At 55.6% G+C, this 21,759-nt stretch carries 25 protein-coding genes and 1 pseudogene; 17 read left to right on the top strand and 9 right to left on the bottom strand.

Annotated features, from left to right (window positions below; genetic code table 11):
- Nucleotides 1–74: 74 nt before the first annotated feature.
- The 7 genes from LG383_RS22575 to LG383_RS22605 all read right to left on the bottom strand — a co-directional run bounded on the left by LG383_RS22575 (nucleotide 75) and on the right by LG383_RS22605 (nucleotide 5,894).
- A complete protein-coding gene (locus tag LG383_RS22575; RefSeq protein WP_225760231.1) occupies nucleotides 75–863 on the bottom strand; it encodes a hypothetical protein in 789 nt (262 codons plus the stop codon).
- Nucleotides 856–1,098 carry a hypothetical protein gene (locus LG383_RS22580; protein WP_225760232.1) on the bottom strand — a complete coding sequence of 81 codons (243 nt, stop codon included), beginning with the start codon at nucleotides 1,096–1,098 and terminating at the stop codon, nucleotides 856–858. Before LG383_RS22580 ends, LG383_RS22575 begins: the two co-directional genes overlap by 8 nt.
- A complete protein-coding gene (locus tag LG383_RS22585; RefSeq protein ID WP_225760233.1) occupies nucleotides 1,095–2,696 on the bottom strand; it encodes a portal protein in 1,602 nt (533 codons plus the stop codon). The genes LG383_RS22580 and LG383_RS22585 overlap by 4 nt, the downstream gene beginning before the upstream one ends.
- Entirely contained in the window at nucleotides 2,696–4,306 is a 1,611-nt protein-coding gene (locus LG383_RS22590; RefSeq protein ID WP_225760234.1) for a hypothetical protein, read from the bottom strand. Before LG383_RS22590 ends, LG383_RS22585 begins: the two co-directional genes overlap by 1 nt.
- 3 nt (nucleotides 4,307–4,309) lie before the next feature.
- Nucleotides 4,310–4,516 carry a hypothetical protein gene (locus LG383_RS22595; protein WP_225760235.1) on the bottom strand — a complete coding sequence of 69 codons (207 nt, stop codon included), beginning with the start codon at nucleotides 4,514–4,516 and terminating at the stop codon, nucleotides 4,310–4,312.
- Nucleotides 4,517–5,167: 651 nt separating this feature from the next.
- Nucleotides 5,168–5,590 carry a M15 family metallopeptidase gene (locus tag LG383_RS22600; protein ID WP_225760236.1) on the bottom strand — a complete coding sequence of 141 codons (423 nt, stop codon included), beginning with the start codon at nucleotides 5,588–5,590 and terminating at the stop codon, nucleotides 5,168–5,170.
- On the bottom strand, nucleotides 5,562–5,894 hold the full coding sequence (locus tag LG383_RS22605; protein WP_225760237.1) for a phage holin family protein: 333 nt from the start codon (nucleotides 5,892–5,894) through the stop codon (nucleotides 5,562–5,564). Before LG383_RS22605 ends, LG383_RS22600 begins: the two co-directional genes overlap by 29 nt.
- A 122-nt stretch (nucleotides 5,895–6,016) precedes the next feature.
- On the opposite strand from LG383_RS22605, the gene LG383_RS22610 reads away from it, so the two are divergent.
- Nucleotides 6,017–7,054 (top strand): hypothetical protein, encoded by a 1,038-nt coding sequence (locus LG383_RS22610; protein WP_225760238.1) that lies wholly within the window; start codon nucleotides 6,017–6,019, stop codon nucleotides 7,052–7,054.
- Nucleotides 7,055–7,186: 132 nt separating this feature from the next.
- Here LG383_RS22610 and LG383_RS22615 read toward each other — a convergent pair whose 3' ends face one another.
- Both LG383_RS22615 and LG383_RS22620 read right to left on the bottom strand, forming a co-directional pair.
- On the bottom strand, nucleotides 7,187–7,552 hold the full coding sequence (locus LG383_RS22615) for an antiterminator Q family protein (protein WP_225760239.1): 366 nt from the start codon (nucleotides 7,550–7,552) through the stop codon (nucleotides 7,187–7,189).
- 187 nt (nucleotides 7,553–7,739) lie between these two features.
- Nucleotides 7,740–9,995: a VapE domain-containing protein gene (locus tag LG383_RS22620; protein ID WP_225760240.1), complete on the bottom strand. Its 2,256-nt coding sequence runs from the start codon at nucleotides 9,993–9,995 to the stop codon at nucleotides 7,740–7,742.
- A 750-nt stretch (nucleotides 9,996–10,745) separates the two neighbouring features.
- Here LG383_RS22620 and LG383_RS22625 point away from each other — a divergent pair.
- From LG383_RS22625 to LG383_RS22700, 16 genes and pseudogenes are all read left to right on the top strand, one after another.
- The gene (locus tag LG383_RS22625; RefSeq protein WP_225760241.1) at nucleotides 10,746–11,813 is read left to right on the top strand and encodes an AP2 domain-containing protein; all 1,068 of its coding nucleotides are present in this window, start codon (nucleotides 10,746–10,748) and stop codon (nucleotides 11,811–11,813) included.
- 68 nt (nucleotides 11,814–11,881) lie between these two features.
- A complete protein-coding gene (locus tag LG383_RS22630) occupies nucleotides 11,882–12,310 on the top strand; it encodes a tellurite resistance TerB family protein (RefSeq protein ID WP_225760242.1) in 429 nt (142 codons plus the stop codon).
- Complete coding sequence (locus tag LG383_RS22635; RefSeq protein WP_225760243.1) at nucleotides 12,310–12,468, top strand: hypothetical protein; 159 nt, start codon at nucleotides 12,310–12,312, stop codon at nucleotides 12,466–12,468. The genes LG383_RS22630 and LG383_RS22635 overlap by 1 nt, the downstream gene beginning before the upstream one ends.
- Nucleotides 12,469–12,489: 21 nt before the next feature.
- A complete protein-coding gene (locus tag LG383_RS22640; protein WP_225760244.1) occupies nucleotides 12,490–12,651 on the top strand; it encodes a hypothetical protein in 162 nt (53 codons plus the stop codon).
- A 3-nt stretch (nucleotides 12,652–12,654) separates the two neighbouring features.
- Entirely contained in the window at nucleotides 12,655–12,981 is a 327-nt protein-coding gene (locus LG383_RS22645) for a hypothetical protein (RefSeq protein WP_225760245.1), read from the top strand.
- Nucleotides 12,974–14,209 (top strand): DUF2800 domain-containing protein, encoded by a 1,236-nt coding sequence (locus LG383_RS22650; protein ID WP_225760246.1) that lies wholly within the window; start codon nucleotides 12,974–12,976, stop codon nucleotides 14,207–14,209. The genes LG383_RS22645 and LG383_RS22650 overlap by 8 nt, the downstream gene beginning before the upstream one ends.
- Complete coding sequence (locus tag LG383_RS22655; protein ID WP_225760247.1) at nucleotides 14,210–14,749, top strand: DUF2815 family protein; 540 nt, start codon at nucleotides 14,210–14,212, stop codon at nucleotides 14,747–14,749. It begins immediately after the preceding gene.
- A 65-nt stretch (nucleotides 14,750–14,814) separates the two neighbouring features.
- Complete coding sequence (locus tag LG383_RS22660; RefSeq protein ID WP_370635214.1) at nucleotides 14,815–16,950, top strand: DNA polymerase; 2,136 nt, start codon at nucleotides 14,815–14,817, stop codon at nucleotides 16,948–16,950.
- A complete protein-coding gene (locus LG383_RS22665; RefSeq protein WP_225760249.1) occupies nucleotides 16,950–17,243 on the top strand; it encodes a VRR-NUC domain-containing protein in 294 nt (97 codons plus the stop codon). The genes LG383_RS22660 and LG383_RS22665 overlap by 1 nt, the downstream gene beginning before the upstream one ends.
- On the top strand, nucleotides 17,233–18,639 hold the full coding sequence (locus LG383_RS22670) for a DEAD/DEAH box helicase (protein WP_225760250.1): 1,407 nt from the start codon (nucleotides 17,233–17,235) through the stop codon (nucleotides 18,637–18,639). Before LG383_RS22665 ends, LG383_RS22670 begins: the two co-directional genes overlap by 11 nt.
- 23 nt (nucleotides 18,640–18,662) lie before the next feature.
- Nucleotides 18,663–19,025, top strand: coding sequence for a hypothetical protein (locus tag LG383_RS22675; protein ID WP_225760251.1), 363 nt, complete (start codon nucleotides 18,663–18,665; stop codon nucleotides 19,023–19,025).
- A 38-nt stretch (nucleotides 19,026–19,063) separates the two neighbouring features.
- Nucleotides 19,064–19,774, top strand: coding sequence for a dcm methylase (locus LG383_RS22680; RefSeq protein WP_225760252.1), 711 nt, complete (start codon nucleotides 19,064–19,066; stop codon nucleotides 19,772–19,774).
- The gene (locus LG383_RS22685) at nucleotides 19,725–19,934 is read left to right on the top strand and encodes a DUF3310 domain-containing protein (protein ID WP_225760253.1); all 210 of its coding nucleotides are present in this window, start codon (nucleotides 19,725–19,727) and stop codon (nucleotides 19,932–19,934) included. The genes LG383_RS22680 and LG383_RS22685 overlap by 50 nt, the downstream gene beginning before the upstream one ends.
- 67 nt (nucleotides 19,935–20,001) lie before the next feature.
- Nucleotides 20,002–20,652 carry a ParA family protein gene (locus tag LG383_RS22690; RefSeq protein ID WP_225760254.1) on the top strand — a complete coding sequence of 217 codons (651 nt, stop codon included), beginning with the start codon at nucleotides 20,002–20,004 and terminating at the stop codon, nucleotides 20,650–20,652.
- Nucleotides 20,645–20,866, top strand: a complete 222-nt coding sequence (locus LG383_RS22695) for a hypothetical protein (protein ID WP_225760255.1) — start codon at nucleotides 20,645–20,647, stop codon at nucleotides 20,864–20,866. The genes LG383_RS22690 and LG383_RS22695 overlap by 8 nt, the downstream gene beginning before the upstream one ends.
- Nucleotides 20,867–21,320: 454 nt before the next feature.
- A pseudogene (locus tag LG383_RS22700) lies at nucleotides 21,321–21,759 on the top strand (hypothetical protein); the annotation flags it as partial.

Below are 21,759 nucleotides of genomic sequence, written 5' to 3' on the forward strand. Positions count from 1 at the left end.
GGGTAATACTCCAGTTTTTAGGCATAAAAAAACCCGGCCAGGTGGCCGGGTTGTTAGTGACGAACGCCGCGTTATTACAGCGTTTCGCTATTTCCATATTGCTTCGCATAGAAGCGTTGAACTTTCGCCATCGTGGCGGCGTGTTCGGGGTGTTTCGAATCAAGGTATGCTTCGGAGGTCATCAGCGATTTAACGTCTTCAGCTGATGCCGTCGCCGACGTAAGGCCGAGCGGGGAATCTTCAGAGACTTCCGCGCCGATCTTCGCTAGGAGCTTAATTACCTGCGCGTCGTTACCGTAGCGGGTGGTAAAGGCCGCCTGTTCAGCTGCCGGAATGAACGCTTTAACGGCCGCGCTGGCCGCCTTAATGTTCAGGTCGTAGCTGTTCGGGTCTTTCCACTCTTCGCGAAGCTGCTGTTCGCTGGCTTCTTTGTTGTGGTTCATCGCGTAGTTGCGGCCGTCCACTTCTGCGGCGGCGACGGTCTTCAGCGCATAGGCGAATTGTTCGTTCGTCATGCCGAGCTTCTTCGCTTCAGCTGCGAACGCCTTCACCGCGTCCAGCTCTTTGACTTCTTCCCACTTCGCGCCGCCTGCGATTTCAACCGGCTGATACTCTTCATCGTTGGCCGGGATCGTGCCGAAAGCGGCGCGGGCCTTGTAGGCTTCGGCCAGCTTCGCGGCGGTGGCGTTTACGTCCAGCTGGTCGCCGGTCATTACGCGGAACTCTTCCGGGAACATATCGATCTGCGACGGTTCCGGCTGGGAGTCTAAAATGCTGTTTCCGGCGTCCTGCAGGACGTTGGCCGTAGTGGTTTCTTCTGCTGCCGGTTCACTGGCTGGCACATCTAAAATCTGCTCACTCATCTGGTTCTGTCTCACTGGTTAGGCCGTTGGCCCGGTTAATCATTGCAAGGATGTAATCGACAACCGCGCGCTGTCCTGCGCGGTAGCATGTTTCGCGATCGGCTTCGTGGCCGCCCTTCACGTAGGCGGCCCCGCCGAAGCGCACGATCAGGTGATCGAGTATCTGAAGCCCGCCGGGGGCTTCTTCGAAGATGTGCTTAAAGTCGCGAGGGGTTAGCCTGCTGCGTTTGCTCATGCTGCCCCCTGCTGAAGCGCCTGATCATTCGCGGCCTGGTTGTTCTGAAGCGCCATCTGCTGCCCGGTTTCCGCCTGCTGCTGCTGCGCCGCTTGTTCCTGGCGCTGCTGGCGAATGCCTGCAACTTCCTGTTCGCTGCGCACGCAAGTAACCGGCACGCCGAGGGCGAAGGCTTTTTGACGTTGTGCGGCTTCCAGGTTGTAGACGTCCAGGGCTTCCGGCATTGTCTGCGCGAGGTTTACAAGGCCAGCTTCGAACTGTTCGATCGCGCTCACTTCCGTTAACTTCTGCGCCCGCGCAAGCGGGTTATCAAAGTGAACATGGAAGTTCACGCCTTCCATTTCTGGCGGCGGCGGTGGCAATGCGCCATCGCGGAGCATCAGAGAGAAACAACGCTCAACTAACGGAGTTAAATATTCCGCCTGATACCGTCCAAAGACCGGCCCGAGCTGTTGGCGTAAGAGGTTCAAGCGGGCTTGAACTTCCGTGGCGGTCATCGGCGTACCCTGGTTCGCCTGGCCGAGCGTATCGGCCATCATGATCTTGCGAATCTGGCCCTGTAAATTCTGTTCCGTGGTGAACGACACGTTAAAATCACTGCCGGTCATCAGCGGCTTCATGCTATCGACGCTGTTCGCAACAATGATTTTGCGCGGGCCTACCGTCACCGTTTGCGGGTTAAGAATGCCGTCATCTTCGGCGATCCACATCCCGGCCACGGCCAGCTCTGCGGCCTGCTTCTGCCACTTCTTCAGGGTGTTTAGTTCTTTGATATCCGGGAGCGCCAGCGATACCGCGCCGATCCCGTACTGGCTGCCGGGAATGCGTGACCATCGCGGAGCGACAACGGGGAATTCGTTGTACCCGCTTTCCTGTACGACGGCCTTCGAGTCGATCCCGATGTTCAGCGATTGGAAAGGCATATTCCGCGCCAGCTTGCCGCCGGGGGTGTACTTCGTGCGGGGCTGGATAACGTGGAGGAACTCGAACTTCGCGTTCGGCTTATCCTTCGCCGCCTTCAGGATCGTCTCGCCTGCCTTGTCGCCGAAGCGTTCAACCGCCTGCGCGGCCGTCAGCTTGTAGCACCGGTAAACGGTATCGACTAACTGGCCGTTCGTGCTGCCGAAGTAGCATTGAGATAGCGGCCACTGCTGGAACTGGAAGCCGCCCTTCTTGCGATCGATATCGATGTAAAGCGCGAACATCCCGCCGACCACGCCATCTACAGACGCCTCGAAGTTCTCCGCGTCGAAGTTGCTCGCATGGATATTGCGCCAGATCAGTTTGGCTACCTGCGCAAGCCAGCGTTCAACGCTGTCCGTTTCGGTGTCGCTCTTCAGCTCAAGCCACTGGCTATTAGCCGGTGTCATGCCGCTGACAATCGACGCGGCGAGTACGTTCGCCGCTTCGCTGCCGGTGCTGTCGAGGAGATCCGCTTGTTCGCTGCGTGCCTGGTTCGGGGTAGTCAGACCGGCAAAGCCCGTTCCCCGATGGGGGAACGTGAACTTGTAGCACTGCCGCCAGTGGGGTTCTAACTCCAGGCGTTCGGACTTCATCTGTCCGAAGAGCTGAATAATCTTTCCTGCTAATTCATCCATCAGCTGTTACCGCCTGAAGAGTAGAGGAGACGCCCGGACGTGCCGCCTAGCGCGCCCTGGCCGCCTGCCGTGCGTTGGAGTAACGAGGTGCCGCTTCCTTCCGCGCCGGTGGCTAACATGTATTTCGCATAGCGGCCGTGAAGCGCGCGCAAGTATTGGTTGCTGGCGATCTGGCCCGCTTCCATTGCTGTACGTGCCGACGTGGGGATCAGGCTGTTAAGCGCGCCCATAACTTGCTTATCGACGGGCTTCGCCTGCTGCGGGCCTGCGGTGTTCGTGGTGGTGCCGGTGGTGGTTTTCGCTTCGCGGTCCTGACCGCGCCCGCCATTGCGGTTCCACAGCGGGGAGCTGAAGTTAGTCGCTTGCTGCGCCAGGTCGCCAGCGGATACCACGCCGCCGAGACCGTTCGGGTTGTAGCCGCGAAGGTTCTCAGCCATTTCGCCCGCTTCGACGTTGTTCGCGATCATGCCGCCGAGCGCGCCGAGGATGCCGCCTGCGGGGCCGAGGGCTTCAAGCCCGCGCATTCCCCACTTCGCGCCATTCATAAGCGTGCCGCTTAGCGTTCCCTGGCCGCCGCTGCCGAAGCCGTTACTATTGCCGCCGCCGGTGCCGTATCCCAGGAATTCGCCAATCTGGCCGAGTACGCCAGCCACGCGGGATGTGTTCGCGACTTTGCCGTTTACTTCTGCAAGTGCCTTATCGCGTTCTGCTACCTGCGCTTTCTGGTTCTCTGCGCGAGCTGCTTCGCGCGCGTCGCTCATGGTGCTGGCTAATGCGCGCTGGTCTTCAGGGCGAAGCCCGGATAACGCTTCGTTGTACTGGCGCTGACTTTCCAAGTTGCCGGTGCCGTAAATCGAATTACGGCCGATATCAACCGCGCGTTCGCGCACGGCTGCAAGATTCGTTTGATACTGCTTTTCGACGCGTTCGGCTTCGATCCGCGCCGCTTCCTGCCGGGCTGCTTCCGCCTGGCGCTGGCGTTCCGCTTCAGCTTGCCGGGCCGCTTCCGCCTGGCGCTGCTGTTCTGCGGCTGCTGCGGCCTGCTGTTGGCGCTGCTGCTCTTGCTGCTGTTGCGCGGCCTGTTGCTGGCGCTGCTGCTCTTGCTGCTGTTGCGCGGCCTGTTGCTGGCGCTGCTGCTCTTGCTGCTGTTGCGCGGCCTGCTGTTGCTGGCCTTGTTGCTGCGCCTGCGTGTCGTTGTTAAGCATCGCCTGCACAGCGCCTTTGTACATCCCAGGGATGTTCTTAGTGCTGCCGTTGGCCTTCGCCGCGTTGTAATACGTCGTCAGCCACTGCTGCTTTGCGGGGTCGCTGTAGTATTGCCCGGCGCGGGAATCGATGGGGTTCGGCTTCGCCGCGCTGCCGGAACTTCCGCCGCCGCCACCGCCGCCGCCATTGCCGCCAGGGGTTTGGTTGGTGCTGCCGGTTTCGGTACGGTTAAAACCGATCGTGAAGGAACCGCCGCTTGATTCAGTCCAGCCCGCGCCCCAGGAGCTACTGCCGGAGCTATTGCCGTTGTTGCGCGAGTTGCCTTGATAAGACGATAACGAGCTGCCGGAGCCTAACCCGGAATTTGACAGGCCACCGCCGCCGCCGTAGCTGAAGCCTGGCATTTGTTACACTCCTTGCGTCCAGCCGTATTGGGTCAGAATCCAGCCCGCGCGGCGCTCCAGGATCAGGAGGCCATTAGAGGTGTATTCCGCATCGGGGCGGGGTGCCGCTTCTGGCTGCGGCTGTGCCTTTCCTTCTGGCGTCGCCAGGCTTTCATACTGTGCCGGGGTGGTGTCGCCGGGGATCTCGATTGCTTTCGGTTTGCGAGCCATCGCCGTTCCTCGTTAGGGGCGGCCCTGCATGGAGTGGTGACAATGTAACGAGTGAGCGCGTTACACCGTCACATGCATACAGGGCGGCCATATTCTGATCTATTAGAAGATTTACTTATAACCCTGATTTAAGTCGGGTATTACTTTTCGTAAAAATCTCCCGGTGGGGTAGGGGAGGTGCTTACGAAAAGTTAGTTTGAGCCGTGGTGCGGCTTATCAGGTTAGTGGTTGCTGGGGGGTTACATGCAAATAGCGATCTATCAAGATAGCTTGATATCAATTTCAATGAAAAATTGCGCAAATTTTGCGGGCGGTATGAGAGAGTTTTTTGACTTTTGGTTTTTGGGGGTAGGCCCGTCGCCGAGCCTGCGAGGCTGTAGGGCCGTAGGGGGTATCCCCCTGATCCTTTTCGCCTTTGACCTTCGCCCTTCATAAAGGTGGAGCTTGCGACATCCTTAGTCTTTTGACCTTCGCCCTTGACCTTGACGTGTGTCTGGGCTGCTGTGCATTTAACATAATGAATGTTGTGCGCACCGATAAGCCTGCGTCCTGCCTGGCCCGTAGCGATAGTGCTTGCTTACATCATGGGCCAGTGGTACGCGCGGGCCTGATCGCGATCAGCCAGGGCCGCACGGCCTGCGTCTGAGTTGCTTAGCGGTAGACTGTGCGAGGGAGTTCGAAATGGGGCCAATCCCAGCCATCAGTACCGACGTCCGGCCCGTCGCCGTTGAAGTCTCCGCCCCAGGTGATAGCGACACCGCGCTCACGGCCTGCCTGATACATGGCTTCAGCCACGGCACGCCATGCGGCCTTTGTCTCTGGGTTGTTGCGGTTCCACGGATCAGCAAGCCCGAGCGGGAACAAGTCAACCGCGTAGCCTAAGAGGTGGCGGCTCTTCATGGTCTTGCTCTTACCGGCACGGAATAGCTCTTGCTGCCGCTCGAACGTGCGCAGACCTTCAGTCACCCGAAAGTCTACCGGCGTCAATCCAATGGCCCGCTCTACGATAGCGACAAGCGTCGGATGAACGCCGACAAGCGCCGCTTTACTCTTTGCGCCGAGGTGATACGCCATCGTTGTTCCCTCCTGGAAGTGGTAGCCGGGCGGTGATGCCGGTAATCAGTGTTTGCACGCCAACGTATCCGAGCCAGGCCGAAGCCAGATAGCCCCACTGGCCGCCGTTGATGCCGAACAAGCTCAAGATCTCATTCATGCCAAACGCGGCCACGGCCACGAATACGCCGTTCGTTGCGATCTCCCGGAACGGGTCGCCGCGTTGCCAGTGGCGAGCCATCGCTACCAGACAAGCAACGAATGAATACCCCAGCTCGCGGCGATAGCTGATAAACAGCTGTTGCAGGTCGAAAGGCTCTTTCATGGTCTGACCTAAATCAAAATAAAGTAAGATATATTGATATCATGATTGCATGATAGCTTTATATATGTGTATAATGCTTTCACACCGGCAATGAGCCGGGCAACAACACCGAGGGCTTAAACATGAACATCCAGACAATCAAATACATCTCTATGATCGCCGGTACAGCTGCCGCACGCGTGACAGCGGGTAAAACTCTGAAGGCGTCTAAAGCGTGGCTGGTCGAAGCAATGAGCGAAGAAAACACCCCATTCGTTAACGTTGACGGCGTAGACTTCGAAGAAGTGAACAAACGTATCCACCTGATCAACGCGGTGAACATCAATACGAAAGGCGGTTTCGTTCGCCAGCTCGAAACAGCTGTTGCACGTATGGCCGAACAGCACGACAACGTGATTTTTGCTACTCGCGTTCAGCACGCTATCAAGTCAGCAGCAGACCGCCACGGCGTAGTGATCCACGCTGCCGACGTTATCGAATGGGCGAACGGTGATATCTATTTCAATTTCACTAAAGCCGCCGATGCGCTGGCCGCTGTAGTTGAACCGTTTGAAGTAACCGTTAAAGGCTCTGTAGGTGTTAACAACCCATTCCACGCCGGGGATGTGGTGTACGTTGGTGCTATCGAGGGCATGAAAGCGACGGTTACAGCAATGCCGAAAGTCGGTGATGTGATCACCGCTACTGACTGGCGCGGCAACACTGAGCGCGTGAAAGTGCGCCAGGTGATGAACGAATGCCCGCCACGTCCTGCACATCTGCAAGCGTGTGTTGACGCTCACCATGATGAACTGTTTTCGGGCTTCTTCAATGACCGCCAGAAGCCTACACCGGAGCGCAAGCGCCAGCTCGAAGACATGAACGACGATCAGATTTATATCGAATTCGGGCCGAAGCCTGCACCGGTGGCCGAAGCCGTAGCAGCGAAGCCAAAGCGTGAGCGCCGTAAGCCTGCCGTAACCGTCGCAGGAACAGCGAAAGGTAAAACTACCTGGCGCGTGCAAATGGAGGGCCGCACATACCTGTACACCGATGGCGCGAAGCTGGCACAGCAACGCCTCCCCCGTCCGATCGGGGGCCATCGATATAAAGACGTTATCTCGTCGTACATGCTGGCCCGGATAAAAGAAATTATCCGAGAGTATCAGAAGCGGGCATAAAAAAAGCCCGCTCCCAAAATGGGGCGGGCTACTAATCAGATATACAACGTATCTAAACGGAAAGCAGTTGAACCCGGCCGCTATAGCGGCAAGTTAGCTAGATCATACGGCTTTCTGTTCGAACATCAATAACTATCGGATGCGCAATGCCTGTTTTGCGCTTTCATGTGTTACACCGCGTGTAAAGCCGTGAATAAACGTTTTCGCAGTGTGGAGCGCGCTATGCACCGCCGTTATTTTCATGCCGGTGATCATCGCGATGGCGCGCATACTTTTACCGTAGATGTAATGCAGCCTCACTACGTTATACAGCTCTTTATCAATTTGCTTTAGCGTTGCCACTGCCGGATCGAAGGCGCTCGCCTCGTCGTCTGACATTGGGAAGAACGCCACCTTGTCGCGCAGGCCGTCGTCGAACATAACCAGCGATTTAATACCGAGGTTAAGCGACTCGCGCGCCCATGCCGCCCAGCGTCTCAAATCGGTTTCGATATCCATGTACCTATCCTTTCCCCTCAAAAACACAAATATGTATAAAGTGTCTGGGGAGCTATATATGTGTTTTACATTACGGTTACATATACTCTTTATATAATATATATATATATATATAGGATATATAAGATATATAAGTACACGCCGCTACTGGCGCGGGCTTCAGCCCGATCCCATAACGGCGCTATACCTATGCCGGAATGGGAGCTTCGAAGCCCCAAACCAGGCGCTTGTTAATAAGTCTGCGTTTGCGCGTCCATCCGAACGATTTTAGCGCCTTTGCTACCCTGATTTGACCGGCGCGATCGACCTCGATACGCACGTTTTTACCCTTCAGGGCAATCAGCGTTTCGCTTGTTGTCACCCAGCCCCGCGTAGCTGGCGCGCTGCCGTCGAGGTCATCAGGTGTATCAAGCCAATCGTGAAGCACATCTTCCAGCGGGTCAGTAACGCGATGTTCTTCAGCCTTACGGGCGTTGATTCCTGCCATGTAAGCCGCGCTATGCGCGACGCCATGCTTCTTAAACAGAACAATCGCTTCGGCCCACAGCTGCGCGCAATCGGCCTTAATGTCATCGACGGCAACGGTGCCCACGACAACCGGAAGCCAGCGGCGCGCGCCGGTCGGATCATCAAGAAGCTCTTCATCGTTGGACGTGCCAAAGAAGATGGAGCGCCTAGGGTACTGCGTGGCCTGTTCCTGGTACTTCTGCACCCACTTGTCATGCGTGCGTGTCACCATCGCTTTAACGGCTTCAATAGCGCGGCCGCGTAGCCCGTTCATTTCCGCGAATTCGGCTACCAGTACACCGCGAAGCTTGCGCGCCTGGTCTGCGTCGGATTCATGGAACGAGAGTTCCGCGAAGAAGTCGCGCGCCGGTGCCAGGGCTTCGACGCCGGTAGACTTGCCGCACCCCTGCGCGCCGATGAACACCGGCATCATATCGGCTTTAATACCTGGCTGAAGCAGGCGGCCAGCAAGCGCCGTCCACATGTACATTGACACGGCCCGCGTGTACTCGTCGTTAACCGTGCCGAAGTAGTCCGGGAGGAAGTGCGCAACACGCTTGATACCATCCCAGACCAGCGACGCGGCCCACTCTTTGCCGGTGTCGATCGCCACGGCTTCAGCGTGTGAGTGAACGGCATCGCGCGCCAGCTCTTTACCAACCGGCAAGAAGCCCTTCGCCTCGAGCGTCGCACGAATGCGCGTGTAGTCGGTGTCACGGAACGGTCGCCACGCGCCAGGGCCGCCGATCGAGAGCTGGCCGGTGAATTCGTCAAAGGCGACGTAATGCCCCAGCCAATCCGGCGCGCCCAGGGCGGCCAGAACGTTCAGGAGCGTGGCCTCTATGCGGTCATGGAGCTTGCCGCCTTGTACCTGCGTGAAGGCTGGCCGCGACGGGCTACGACCGTCTGGTTTCGTGGTGGCGGGGAGAGTTTCGAACTGTGACGCAACGAACCCGATAGCATCAAGGAAATCAGCATCTGTGCGAGTGGCGTCGGATGCGTGATGGCTAACAAAGTGGCCCTGCTCATAGTCTCTGGTTCCTGGTAAGAAGTATGTAACGGAAGTATCGCTTCCGGCTTGTTCATTGGTGTATTCGGATTCGAACGGGGAACGAATGTGGCGTTGCCCTTCGCTGCCGGTGCTGAGCGTCCAGCCTTCAGCGTCGAGGAACGCCGCCACGTCGTCGGGCTTCACCTTCGCGCCCTTCCCTGCACGCTGGCGCGCGCTCTTCTCCGCGTCGTCGATCACCGGCAGGCTGGCGCGAATAGCGTCGATCAGGGCGTTAAATGCTTCGAACGAAAGACGTTGGCCGCCCTGCCCCATATCGGGATAGCAGGCTTCAGCGGTCATGCTGTCGGCCGGTGCGTCGAGCCATTCCAGATCTGCGCCTGAAGGATGAACACCCCACGCGGCGAACTGCTGACCGTAAGCCAGAATTTCGACGGCTTCGCCCTTAATGCCTTCAGCCTTCACGGCTTTGCGCAACGTCAGCACGCGCTTAGTGATCTGATCAGCGGTGTCCACGGCCAGCACATAAGCCCGGCGCGTGCTGTTCGTGCGCACGCGCATAGGCAACGGCAGACCGTCCGGCAACGCCTGGCGAATCAGCTTTTCAACGGTGGCCTGGTGCGCCTCGTTTTCGGTGTCCACGTCGATACATACGGCAACGCCGCCAGCTGGCAACGGTTGCCCCAGGATCACGCCGAAGCCGTAACGAGCATCACCCGCCCAGCGTTCGACGTCTTTCATTTTGGCGCGGCAAGTCTGCCAATCGTGGAAGCCCACAATCGCGCCGTGTGTGTTGTAGATGGAAGGCACTTTCCCCAGGACGCCAGCCGGTAACGTCGTTTCTACCCCTTCGCGTGCCAGCGCGATTGGAACGATGTTAGACGGCCCGAACTGGTCGGAGAAGTGGCCCCAAATGCGGTTAATCATAGAAGCGGCCCACTTGTAAAGAGGGGCGCGACTATATGACCGGCGACGAGTTCGTTAAAGAGGAATATTTGTGGCAATTGAGAGATACGTCTCTTGAACAAACGTTTGCGTTAAGGCACGCGGGCGCGGGCTTTAATCTCTTTTTTGTAACTGGTCAGAGTAGTTACCCTTAGAAAAACTAATGCGTAATAGCGTTCAAAAGGCGCGGTTACTTTCTCCACATTTCGTACACTTTTGTACATGTATCTTGCTGTAATAGAACGTTTTTAAATCAAACTTTATCTAAAGTGCAACACGGGATAAGCATTTATAACGAGTTTATCGCAAAAGGTGTAACCAATGTTTTACCTTAGTTTTACTCTGATCAGTATTGAACTTAGCGCAAATCAAGCGGAGAATTTGAAACATTCACGGCACTGATGTAACCGTTTTTGAGTTTTCCGGTGGCCGTGAATATCGCTCTTTAACACAACGAACTGTTAAGCAAAGTTTACAGCGGTGGCCCTGTTAGCGGCGGGGCTGTCGCAATTGTGGAGCGATCAAGGATGCCTTACATCAAATCCCCTTCAGCAATAGCGGCTGAAGAGGTTCAACGGTTGTTAAACAAAGGTTATACATATAGCTTAACGGAAAAGAGGAGCGGCGAGCCTGTGAGCCACTTCTTCTCTTACGCGCAAGCAAGACAGGCAAAGACCCGTAAAACGCGCGTTACCAGAACTCAGTTTTTACTAATCGAAAAGGTTTACAACAATGGCACGAACAAAAGCCCACGAGCTTAGCAATAAAGCGAAAGGATCGGCGTATTTATCCGGCTGCGGATATAAAGGCGTGCGCCGGATGGGTTCTAAATATGGCTGGGTATATGAGGATGGCAGAACAAGCCAGAAAAAAGGCGGGTTTGATACTGAAGCCGAAGCCGCATATAACTACGACGAATTTTTATTACACTATATCGGCCCGAACGCCGATACAAATCAGGCGCTTGGCCTATTAAAACTTAAAACAGTTTTAGAGATACGCGATAAAATACAAAAATCTGAGCGTCCGGCAATTAAAAAAGATAAGCGTTGCGGTAAATTAGGCGTTTCAGGATTTAAAGGCGTATCGCCGACTAAAAGCCCAACCAAACCATTTAAAGCACAGATTGTAATCAATAATAAATACGTACAGATTGGCACATATAAAACCGCTGAAGAAGCGGCGCGCGCCTACGACGCATTTGTTTTAAACCAAATCGGGACGAAAGCGATCACTAATATTTCATTGGGATTATTACCACCGATCGGTGAAACTGAAGTAATAAAGCCGGTACTGAATAAAACCCCCTGCCCGCTTCCGCGTGTGGATCTGCCGCCGGTAGCTAATGACGCTGAAGAGAACGAAAGCCCTATTCCGTCGTATGAGCATTCATGCGTACATCGCACGCCTGAAGAGGAGCGTGAAGCGCAACGCCTGGCGGCGCTGGCAATGCTTGAGAAGGAAGAGGAACAGGAAGAAGAGGAAGTGAAAGCCCCGGAGGCCGTTCGCGCTGTTCCTGATCCAATTCCTGCGCCAGCTGAGCCAGCCGCGCCGCCGGTGCCTGAAGAAAGCACGGAATTAATATTAATGACCGACGCCGACAAGCTGCGCGCAAGGGCGGAACAAATGCTTCGCCAGGCGGCTGAATTGGACGCCGGGAATATTAAGCGCGAAGCGGCCCTTCAGATAGATTTATTAAGTAATAAAGTTCAAGCAATGCAAAAGACTGTAATGGACTTAATCGATTGCTGCGCTGATTTTGAAATGCAATTGGATAGATTGAAAGCGTTATTAAAATAAACTCCCTGTGGTATTTGTCGCCCGCCTATATGGCGGGCTTTTTTTCGCCTTAATAAAGTGAGCTACAAATGTTTGGATGGCGTAAGAAAGCTAAGAAAGTAATTTCAGAAGTTAAGAAGATGGAAAACCGCGACGCCGTAGAAGCTACGGTGTGGGGTGGCTATTACATCGCGTTTGCGGATGGCAACTACGAACCGTCTGAAGTGAACGTTTTAGACAAGACGATCCAAAGCGTACCCGCATTCGCACCGTTCGCCGGTGAAATCGCAATGATGGGCGCGAACGCTAAAGCACAGTTTGAAGCAAGCCCACGCCGCGCCGGTGCTGAAGCTCTGCGCCAGCTGGCTGACGTGGCCGGAACGCCTGACGCGGTAGACGTTCTTTGCCTGTGTATCGATATTGCTGAGAAGGGTAGCGAAGGTATCGGCAAAGACGAAGAAGACGCGTTGAAGAAAATCGCCGCCGCGCTCCAGCTGAACCTGGATATCTATCTGTAATGTTTAAGCTGTCGCTATGCGCGCTGGCGGTGGCCGTCGTCGTCTTCTTCGTCGATATGTTAACGCGTCACTTCTATCTGATGTTCAGTGATGCGCTGTCTATCGCCGCGATCGGCGTCGTGATCTGGTCTGTTCGCAAGCTTAATCGCCTCAAGTAACCCGCCCCAGCGGGTTTTTTAATGGACTCCGAAACCATGTTTAAAAAGCCCGCCCGGCTGCGTGATCGCGATATGCCGGTGAGTAACCGCGTGCGCTATCTGCGCTGGCGCTTGAAGCAATTCGCGCTGAAGAACAACCCCGCACAGAAATTCCCCCTCGAGATTTATCACCCCGGAGATTAACCATTGAATGAGCTATTCAAAGAGCTAACAAAGCTATTCGCGCGTGAAGTCGCCCTTCAGCTGGCCGATATGGTTGTTAAGACCAAAGCGCCCGGAGCTGAAGACGTCGGCAAAAGCGCCGAAGTATTTAAGCCCGATGTGACGGCCGAACGCTCGGAAGACGAATGGCGCGCCGATTGCCTGGCGATTATCAATCTTCTGGCCCCGACCCACGGCAAGGAGCTGCGCGCCCTGCTCGCGAAGTTCGACGGCGCGAAACGCCTGAGCGACGTCGCAGCCGATGGCCTGCCGTCGCTGTTGGCGGAGCTGGCGAGCCTGAAGGATGGCTAAACACGCGCGGCTGTCGCCGTCCGGCGCTCATAAATGGATGGAATGCCCCCCCAGCCTGGCAGCAGAAAGGGGCATTCCAGAACAGAGATCTGAACACGCCGCAGAAGGAACCGCAGCGCACGCCGTAGCCGAAGCCGTTCTTCGCGCGCTTAACCCATCATGGGTTAAATCCCGCCCCGCGTTTTCAAAGCTGGCCGCTTCTGATTACGTGGGCGAAACCGTCGAAGGCTGGGTTATTACTGACGACATGGCGGAGCCGATCCAGACCTATATAGATACGGTCATGGCGGCGGCGCACGGAAATACTCTACATGTTGAGCAACGTGTAGATTTTTCTCATGTTGTCGGCGTCCGTAATTCATTCGGAACCGCTGACGCCATCATTATTAATGGCGACGAACTTCAGGTTCATGATCTGAAATTTGGGCGCGGCGTCCGTGTGGACGCTGAAAATAATTATCAGCTAATGATTTATGCGTTAGGTGCCTTACGTGTGTTTGAACTCGGATCGGAATTTAACACAGTAAGATTATTTATACACCAACCCCGCCTAAATCACGTTTCTGAATGGGCGCTATCTGTTCAAGCGTTAAAAGACTTCGGGAAGATTGTTAAGAGCGCCGCGAAAAAAGCGATCAGCTGGTTCACAGCCGCCGAAGCCGGTAAACAAATTCCGGTCGATGCGATGCAGCCAGGGGAAAAGGCGTGCAGGTGGTGCAAGGCTGCGCCAACCTGCGCCGCTTATGCGCGTTTCGTTTATGACGCCGTGGCCGCTGAATTCGTGGATCTGGACGCCGCTGAATTCGACGCAAAAGACGTTTCGAAGCTCACCGGCGCACAGCTGGCGCAAGCCCATGCGAACCTGGACTTTATCGAAGCCTGGATTGGCAAGGTGCGGAAAGAATGCTTCCGCCGCCTCATTAACGGCGACCAGCTGCCGGGTATGAAGGTAGTCAAAGGCCGCCCCGGCTATCGTGTCTGGCGCGACATAGACGCCGCTGAATCGGCGCTTCTGATGCACGCCGCGAACGATGATATCTACGCGCCTCGCAAGCTGATCACACCCCCCCAGGCCGAAAGGCTTCTAAAAAACCGGCCCGAAGAATGGGAGAAGCTTAAACCCTTCATCACCCGCTCGGAAGGTTCCCCCGTTGTAGTTCCTGCGTCTGATCCTCGCGAGCCAATCGGCGACGAGTCTGATGTATTTGAAATAATTCAAGGTGAATAAATGATTCTTACTGATGTTCGTATTTCCTTCCCCGATCTGTTCATTCCTAAGCTGCAAGGCGAAAACGCAACCGTCGAAAAGTTCGCATGTACTTTCCTGATCCCTGAAGGCGGGGAGCTGGCGAAGAAAATCGAAGCGGAGATTCTGAAAGTAGCGGAAGCGAAATGGCCGGGCAAAGGCGCGCAGATCGTTAAATCAATTGCCGGTAACAACATGCGCTACTGCTTCCGCCCGGAAGGCGAAAAGGATTACAACGGCTACGAAGGGAACCGCTTCTTCAAAGCCTCTAACGCAAGCCGCCCGACCGTTATCGATCGCGACAAGACCCCGTTAATTGCCGCTGACGGCAAGCCGTATTCCGGTTGCTACGTTAATGCGTCCGTGGACTTCTACGCCTACGAGAACAACGGTAAAGGAATCGGTGCTTCACTCAAGGGCGTTCAGTTCTTCCGTGATGGCGATGCGTTCACCGGCGGCGGCGTTGCTTCCCCGGATGACTTCGAAGATCTGGCTGTCGGCGAGTCTCACGACTTCGCATAATAGCAAGCTATCAAGATAGCTATATATCAAGCCCGCTTTATAGCGGGCTTTTTTATGGGGGCGTGATGGTGAAGCTTTATTGTGATTTAGAGACTTATAGCGATATCCCGATTAAGCACGGATCGCACCGCTACAGCGAAGGCGCGGAAGTGATGCTCTTTGCCTATGCGCTGGACGAAGGCCCGATCTACGTCTGGGATAAGACAACCGGCGAGCCGATGCCCGCCAACCTGGCCGCATGGCTGAAAGATGATTCAATCGAAACCGTCTGGCACAACGGCGGGAACTTCGACACGGTAGTTTTACGTAGCGCGATGGGGCTGGATCTGCCTCTGGAGCGCGTCACCGATACGATGGTTCAAGCGTTACAGCACGGTCTGCCGGGTAAATTGGCGGATCTATGCGAAGTCTTCAGCGTGAAGAGCGACGAAGCGAAAGACAAAGACGGCAAGAGGCTGATAAATCTATTTTGCAAAACTCAAATTAAAAAAGGCAAACGCAAAGTAATAGATGCGAACGGAGAAGAACACGAAGAAACCGTTATTGTAAAAGAATGGCGCAACACGCGTGAAACTCACCCGCATGATTGGGCGCGCTTCGTGAAGTACGCCGGTTCCGACATTCTGGCGATGCGCGCGATTCATCGCAAAATGCCCCGCTGGAATTGCACGGCCAAAGAGCTGGCATTGTGGCGCCTGGATCAGACAATCAACCGGCGCGGCGTTCTGGTAGATACGGAGCTGGCACACGGCGCGATCGCGGCCGTGGAGCAGGAGCAAGCCCGGCTGGCCGCGCAGACGTTTGAAATGACCGCCGGAGAAGTCGAGGCGGCGACGCAACGCGACAAGCTGCTTAAATACATCTGCGCAAGTTACGGCGTCACGCTGCCCGATATGCAGTCTGCAACCCTGGAACGCCGCATAAATGATCCTGACCTTCCCGCACCGCTGCGCGAATTGCTCGCTGTCCGTCTTTCGTCTACGACATCCAGCACGGCTAAATATAAGACACTCATTAATAACGCGTCGAGTGATGGCCGCTTGCGCGGATTGTTACAATTTTGCGGGGCCGCTCGAACTGGCCGTTGGGCTGGCCGTATGTGGCAACCGCAAAACCTCCCCCGCCCTACCCTCAAGCCTGACGCTATCAGCGCGGCTATCGGCGCGTTTAAGGGCGGATATTCTGATCTGGTAGTGCCTGACATTATGGCCGCTGCGTCGTCTGCGCTGCGTGGCTGTATCATCGCGCCAATCGGCAAAAAGTTAGTGATCACTGACCTTTCCAACATCGAGGGCCGCGTATTAACGAAGCTGGCTAACGAGGCGTGGAAGATTGAGGCGTTCAAGGCTAACGACGCTGGCACTGGTCATGATCTGTATATCCTGGCTTACGCGAAGGCATTCGGGATCACCCCGGAGGAAGTCGAAAAGCATCAGCGCCAGATCGGTAAGGTGCTGGAACTGTCTATGGGCTTCGCGGGCGGCGTTGGCGCGTTCGCTGCAATGGCGCTTGCGTATGGTATGGATTTAGACGACCTGGCCGCGAAGGCTGGCCCCGCTATCCCGGCGCATATTTGGGATAAAGCTGTATCGATGCGCTCGTTTATGGATAGCAAAGGGCGCGGTATGTCCGGGCTGTCGGAAAATACCTGGCTTGTCTGCGAATCGCTTAAACAGCTGTGGCGCGAAGCTCACCCGGAGATCGTGAAGCTGTGGGCGAAGGTCGAGAAGGCCGCGAAGGATGCGATCTGCGGTAAACCATCCGTTGTTAACGGCCTGAAGTTCGACCGTAAAGGCGCATGGCTGCGTATTCGCCTGCCGTCCGGCCGGTTCCTCTCATACCCTGCCCCGGCCGTAGATTTGAATAAAGACGGCGTATTTTATTCTGGTTTGTCATATATGGGCACTTGCCCTTATTCCCGTAAGTGGAAGCGCCTGAAGACATTCGGCGGGAAGCTAGTAGAAAACATCGTACAAGCCATCGCTCGCGACGTCTTGGCCGAAAATATGGCCGCCATCGAGGCCGCCGGTTATCACATCGTGTTAACCGTTCACGACGAAGTGATCACCGAAGCTCCAGCGATAGCAAGCTATAACGCTATCGATCTATCAAGATTGCTCGCTATCGTGCCAGCATGGATGCAGGGCTTGCCACTTATGGCGAAGGGCTTCGAAGCCGATCGCTACCGTAAGGATGATTAATGGCTTACATCCGTGAAGTAATCATAGAAAAAGCGTTAGTAGCCGCCTGCGAAGCGCACGGCGGCATGGCTTATAAACTTGTCGTACCTGGCCGCCGCGCCGTTCCTGACCGGCTGTTACTCATGCCCGGAGGCCGGGCGATTTTCGTCGAATGCAAAGCGCCGGGGGAGAAGCCCCGGCCGGAACAGGGCCGGGAGCTGGCGCGCCTGAAGGCGCTCGGCTTCGAAGCGTATTGGACGGATTCGACGGATACCGCATGGCTATTTGAGCCGGGGGCGAAGGATGAAGTTTAAGCCCCGCCCCTACCAGCTCCCGATCATCCAGGCTATCACCACGATTAAGCGCGTGAATATCTTCGCGTCAATGGGGATCGGGAAAACCGTGTCATGTTTGACCGCCATCGAGCAAATGTATTTAGAAGGGCCGGTTTTAGTCTTGGCCCCGCTTCGCGTAGCGGTATCTACATGGCCGGACGAGGCGCGAAAGTGGGAGCACTTGAATGATGTAACTATTTCTGTAATCGCCGGTAAAAAAGCACCTGAACGGCGCAAAGCTCTGGCCGTCGATGCGATGATTTATACCTGCAATTATGAGCTGCTGCCGTGGCTTGTGAAAGAGCTTGGCGATGCGTGGCCGTTTGCGATGATCATCGCCGACGAATCGACCAAACTCAAAGGCTTTCGCCTCAAAGGCGGGGGGCAACGCGCGAAAGAACTCGCAAAAGTGGCTCACGCTAAAACGCCGCGATTCGTGAATTTAACTGGTACGCCAGCGCCGAACGGGCTTATTGACCTGTGGGGGCAATGTTGGTTTATCGACAAAGGGCAGCGCCTGGGCCGTACCTTCTCCGCTTTTACCTCGCGTTGGTTTAGCTCGACCCAAATCGGCGCGGTTCCCGCAGCCGTCAAACTCACCCCGCACGCTCATGCGCAAAAGGAAATTCAAACGGCGTTATCGGGGATCACTCTGTCGATTGATGCGCGCGATTGGTTCGACGTCAAAGAGCCGGTTGTCGTGCCGGTGCCGGTGAAGCTGCCCGCGCCCGCTCTGAAGCTCTATAAGCAAATGGAGCGGGATATGTTCATCGAGCTGCGCGCGGGAGAAATTGAGGCGATGAACGCAGCCTCTAAAGTAGGCAAATGCCTACAGCTGGCCGCCGGAGCTGTTTACCTGGAGGACGGCGAAACATGGGAAGAAGTACATAATGCAAAAATTGAAGCACTTGAAAGTATCATCGAGGAGGCGGCGGGCGCTCCTGTTCTTGTCGCTTACCACTGGCGGCATGATCTCGAACGGCTGCGCGCCGCATTCCCCCAGGGCCGCGCCCTTGATGCCGACCCCAAAACCTTACGAGATTGGAACGCCGGAAAAATCCCCGTCCTCTTTGCTCACCCTGCCAGTGCAGGCCACGGCCTGAACATGCAGGACGGCGGGAACATTCTTGTTTTCTTCTCGCTCTGGTGGGATCTGGAACAGCACCAACAAATCATTGAACGTATCGGCCCGACTCGCCAGACGCAAGCCGGTCACAATCGCCCGGTGTTTATCTATTACATCCAGGCAGATCAGACCGTGGATGCGCAAGCGGTCGAACGTCTGAAGACAAAAGCCAGCGTTCAGGAAGTATTGATTCAAGCAATGAAACGCCGCACGGCGGCGAACGATGACTTGTATAGAGAGGTAGCATGATATCAAGCAAGCATTCTATCAAGATGCCGAAGCTGACGAAGGCGGAACAGGCGGCGCTTCGCCTGCCACGCACAGCACAGGACAACGTTGAAGACGCGAAAGAGGCGTTTATGTTCCTTACCGATATGTTGATAGGCGCGCTCATTGAGCCGGGCCGTGATCCTGACCGGTGGTGTCGCAAGGTCATGCGCGAAGCCCTGGAGTCGGAACGTTGCCGCCGGATCGCCACGCGTGAAATCATCTGGCGCGCGCAACGCATGGATAACTGCTTTAAGTGGCTGCGCCGGTATCACGCGACTTTCATGTTAATGGCCGAAGACGTGCCTGTTCTGGGCTACCAATGCAGTCTGGTTAACTTTGACGAACCGGTGAGGCCGAACATTTGAAGCCCTTTATCGTATGCCTCTGCGACGAATCCGGCGTAATGGCGGAGCCGTGGCTTCAGCACGGATATAACGCGCTGTTAATCGACCCGAAGCACGGCAAGATATTTAGCCAGGAGATCCGGCCGGAAGGCGGGAAAGTCTGGCGCGTCGGTGCCGTGCTGGCGTCGAGGGAGGCGGCCTATTACCTGCGCATTGCCATATCTTACGGCGTCCAGCTGGTCGCCGGGTTTCCGCCGTGTACCGACGTGGCGATCAGTGGCGCGCGTTGGTTCGAAGAGAAGAGGGCGAAAGACCCGCATTTTCAGGCGAAGGCCGCGTTAGTCGCGGAGCAGTGCCGCATGATCGGAATGCTGAGCGGCGCGCCGTGGTTCTTTGAGAATCCGGGGAGCGTCTTCTCTTCCATCTTCGGCCCGGCGTCGTACATCTTCAACCCGTGCGACTTCGGCGGCTACCTGCCTGAAGACGACGTTCACCCGCTCTACCCCGACATATTCCCGGCCCGCGACGGCTACACGAAGAAAACGTTCCTTTGGACGGGGGGCGGCTTCTGCCTGCCGGAACGTCGGCCGGTGCCGGGCGCACCATTCCAGACGGCGATCAGGCTCGGCGGGAAGTCGGAACGAACAAAACAAATTCGCAGCACCACGCCGCGCGGCTTCGCGCGTGCAGTCTTTGAGCATTACAACGAGGCTTCAAACGATGAACAATACGGAAATGGTGAATTCACCCGCGCATTACAATGCGGGTGATATCGAGTGTATCGACGCGATCCGCGCGGCGCTGTCGCCTGAAGAGTTTCGCGGATTCCTGAAGGGGAACGCGCTTAAATACATCTGGCGCGCCGGAAAGAAAGGCGATGCAATTCAGGACTTTAAAAAATCATCCTGGTACATCGAAAAATTGGTGTGAAATAATGCTTGCTTGATAGCATGATATACAGCTATATTTATTGCACGCAATAACGAGGGCTTACAACATGCTTAAAATTGCAGTATTAGCAGGGAAGGGCGGCGTTAAAAAGTCGAGTCTTTCCCGCACACTGGCGGCGCGTCTTGTCGCACGCGGTATGAATACCGTCGGTTTAGATACCGACGTAGACCAGGCGAGCTTTGCCCGTTGGATGCAACGCCGCGTAAACAACGGCATCGAGCCAACGTTTCCGGTTACAGCTGACGTAAAAGCTAACTGGATTCGTACTAAGCTGGACGATATGAACTACGACGCGGCGGTTATCGACGGCGCGGCGTATGCCTCCCGCGATACGCTGGCGATCGCCGAAGTGGTAGATCTTACGATCATTCCGACGGGCTACAGTGTCGATGATATCGAATCTGCAATTCGTGTAGGCAAGGCATTACTCGAAGGCGGCATTAAGCGCCGGAACATCCTTATCGCGTTCTGGTCGGTTCTGGAATCGACTTCACAGCATCGCGACCGCCTGGCCTTCATTCAGGCGCAAGGCTTTAACGTTACGGCTGGCTATGTGCCATTAAAGCCAACATACAGTACCGCGATGGACTTCGGGCAAGCATTAACCGAAGTATCGGCGGCGGGGCTACGAACAACGGCGCGGGTATTCATTGATGAAATTATCCAGCGCGCAATAGAGGTAAAAACTGATGGCTAAAAAAAGCGCCTTAGACAATATCAACACTGACGCGGCGGTTAAATCAACCGGCCGTAAAGCAGCCGACGAGCTGGTTTCTAAGATGTTCCGTATGACCCCGCAGCAAGATCAGCGCCTGCGCGAAGCGATGTATCTCAGTGGTAAATCACTGAAAGATATCATGACCGAAGGTCTGGAATTGTGGATCGCGGAGAATCTTAAAGGGAAGATGTAACAGAAGGGAAGAGGGTGCGCCGCCTGGCTCATGGGGATGAATAAGGCGGCGCTTTTGATACACACACCGAGGGCTTAATTCGTTGCGCGCTCAAACCAATAGTAATCCACGGCTTATCGATTTACAATCGATGCCGTTCAATGAGGCGTTACGTTATATCGTAGATATGGACGACGCTTTATTTTGGGCGGTGATTAAGTGGTTAGCGGCCACTTAATCACCTGATACGAAATGATTAGTTATGCAGGTTAGCGGCCTAAATAACTAATTGAAACAGATCGTTTTTTACTAATCGTTTACAACATATTTGAGTTTATCAAACATCATGAAAAAATCTACACTTTCATTCGTAATCGCGGCCGCGATCGCATCAAATGTCAATGTTTCTAATGCAGCAACATTACAAAATTTTGGCGCTCACTATATTGACGCTAAAAATGAAACTATAGGGGGCGTGGTTCCGGTCGCAACGCCGATCGCAACACCAGTCGCAGCCCCAAGTTTAATCCCGGTAGTTCAGCAGCAGACCCCGCAGGCTGTACCGCCTCGCCCACAGTCTACGCCGGTAGCGCAACTGACCCCTGTAGCGCCTCAGCAAATCCCGCAGGCCGTGCCGCCTCGCCCTCAGTCTACGCCGGTAGCACAGCTGACCCCTGTAGCTCAGCAGCAGACCCCGCAGGCTGTGCCGCCTCGCCCTCAGTCTACGCCAGTAGCACAACTGACGCCGGTAGTTCAGCAGCAGACTCCGCAGGCTGTACCGCCTCGTCCACAGTCTACGCCGGTAGCACAACTGACGCCGGTAGTTCAGCAGCAGACTCCGCAGGCTGTGCCGCCTCGCCCTCAGTCTACGCCGGTAGCACAGCTGACCCCTGTAGCGCCTCAGCAAATCCCGC

The organism is Leclercia sp. Marseille-Q4284 (assembly GCF_916618945.1).
Taxonomy (GTDB): domain Bacteria; phylum Pseudomonadota; class Gammaproteobacteria; order Enterobacterales; family Enterobacteriaceae; genus Enterobacter; species Enterobacter tamurae.

What these genes read in the sequence shown, in the direction of transcription:
- LG383_RS22575 (WP_225760231.1), bottom strand. Translation starts at nt 863, where the DNA reads ATGAGTGAGCAGATTTTAGATGTGCCAGCCAGTGAACCGGCAGCAGAA.
- LG383_RS22580 (WP_225760232.1), bottom strand. Translation starts at nt 1,098, where the DNA reads ATGAGCAAACGCAGCAGGCTAACCCCTCGCGACTTTAAGCACATCTTC.
- LG383_RS22585 (WP_225760233.1), bottom strand. Translation starts at nt 2,696, where the DNA reads ATGGATGAATTAGCAGGAAAGATTATTCAGCTCTTCGGACAGATGAAG.
- LG383_RS22590 (WP_225760234.1), bottom strand. Translation starts at nt 4,306, where the DNA reads ATGCCAGGCTTCAGCTACGGCGGCGGCGGTGGCCTGTCAAATTCCGGG.
- LG383_RS22595 (WP_225760235.1), bottom strand. Translation starts at nt 4,516, where the DNA reads ATGGCTCGCAAACCGAAAGCAATCGAGATCCCCGGCGACACCACCCCG.
- LG383_RS22600 (WP_225760236.1), bottom strand. Translation starts at nt 5,590, where the DNA reads ATGGCGTATCACCTCGGCGCAAAGAGTAAAGCGGCGCTTGTCGGCGTT.
- LG383_RS22605 (WP_225760237.1), bottom strand. Translation starts at nt 5,894, where the DNA reads ATGAAAGAGCCTTTCGACCTGCAACAGCTGTTTATCAGCTATCGCCGC.
- LG383_RS22610 (WP_225760238.1), top strand. Translation starts at nt 6,017, where the DNA reads ATGAACATCCAGACAATCAAATACATCTCTATGATCGCCGGTACAGCT.
- LG383_RS22615 (WP_225760239.1), bottom strand. Translation starts at nt 7,552, where the DNA reads ATGGATATCGAAACCGATTTGAGACGCTGGGCGGCATGGGCGCGCGAG.
- LG383_RS22620 (WP_225760240.1), bottom strand. Translation starts at nt 9,995, where the DNA reads ATGATTAACCGCATTTGGGGCCACTTCTCCGACCAGTTCGGGCCGTCT.
- LG383_RS22625 (WP_225760241.1), top strand. Translation starts at nt 10,746, where the DNA reads ATGGCACGAACAAAAGCCCACGAGCTTAGCAATAAAGCGAAAGGATCG.
- LG383_RS22630 (WP_225760242.1), top strand. Translation starts at nt 11,882, where the DNA reads ATGTTTGGATGGCGTAAGAAAGCTAAGAAAGTAATTTCAGAAGTTAAG.
- LG383_RS22635 (WP_225760243.1), top strand. Translation starts at nt 12,310, where the DNA reads ATGTTTAAGCTGTCGCTATGCGCGCTGGCGGTGGCCGTCGTCGTCTTC.
- LG383_RS22640 (WP_225760244.1), top strand. Translation starts at nt 12,490, where the DNA reads ATGGACTCCGAAACCATGTTTAAAAAGCCCGCCCGGCTGCGTGATCGC.
- LG383_RS22650 (WP_225760246.1), top strand. Translation starts at nt 12,974, where the DNA reads ATGGCTAAACACGCGCGGCTGTCGCCGTCCGGCGCTCATAAATGGATG.
- LG383_RS22655 (WP_225760247.1), top strand. Translation starts at nt 14,210, where the DNA reads ATGATTCTTACTGATGTTCGTATTTCCTTCCCCGATCTGTTCATTCCT.
- LG383_RS22660 (WP_370635214.1), top strand. Translation starts at nt 14,815, where the DNA reads ATGGTGAAGCTTTATTGTGATTTAGAGACTTATAGCGATATCCCGATT.
- LG383_RS22665 (WP_225760249.1), top strand. Translation starts at nt 16,950, where the DNA reads ATGGCTTACATCCGTGAAGTAATCATAGAAAAAGCGTTAGTAGCCGCC.
- LG383_RS22670 (WP_225760250.1), top strand. Translation starts at nt 17,233, where the DNA reads ATGAAGTTTAAGCCCCGCCCCTACCAGCTCCCGATCATCCAGGCTATC.
- LG383_RS22675 (WP_225760251.1), top strand. Translation starts at nt 18,663, where the DNA reads ATGCCGAAGCTGACGAAGGCGGAACAGGCGGCGCTTCGCCTGCCACGC.
- LG383_RS22680 (WP_225760252.1), top strand. Translation starts at nt 19,064, where the DNA reads ATGGCGGAGCCGTGGCTTCAGCACGGATATAACGCGCTGTTAATCGAC.
- LG383_RS22685 (WP_225760253.1), top strand. Translation starts at nt 19,725, where the DNA reads ATGAACAATACGGAAATGGTGAATTCACCCGCGCATTACAATGCGGGT.
- LG383_RS22690 (WP_225760254.1), top strand. Translation starts at nt 20,002, where the DNA reads ATGCTTAAAATTGCAGTATTAGCAGGGAAGGGCGGCGTTAAAAAGTCG.
- LG383_RS22695 (WP_225760255.1), top strand. Translation starts at nt 20,645, where the DNA reads ATGGCTAAAAAAAGCGCCTTAGACAATATCAACACTGACGCGGCGGTT.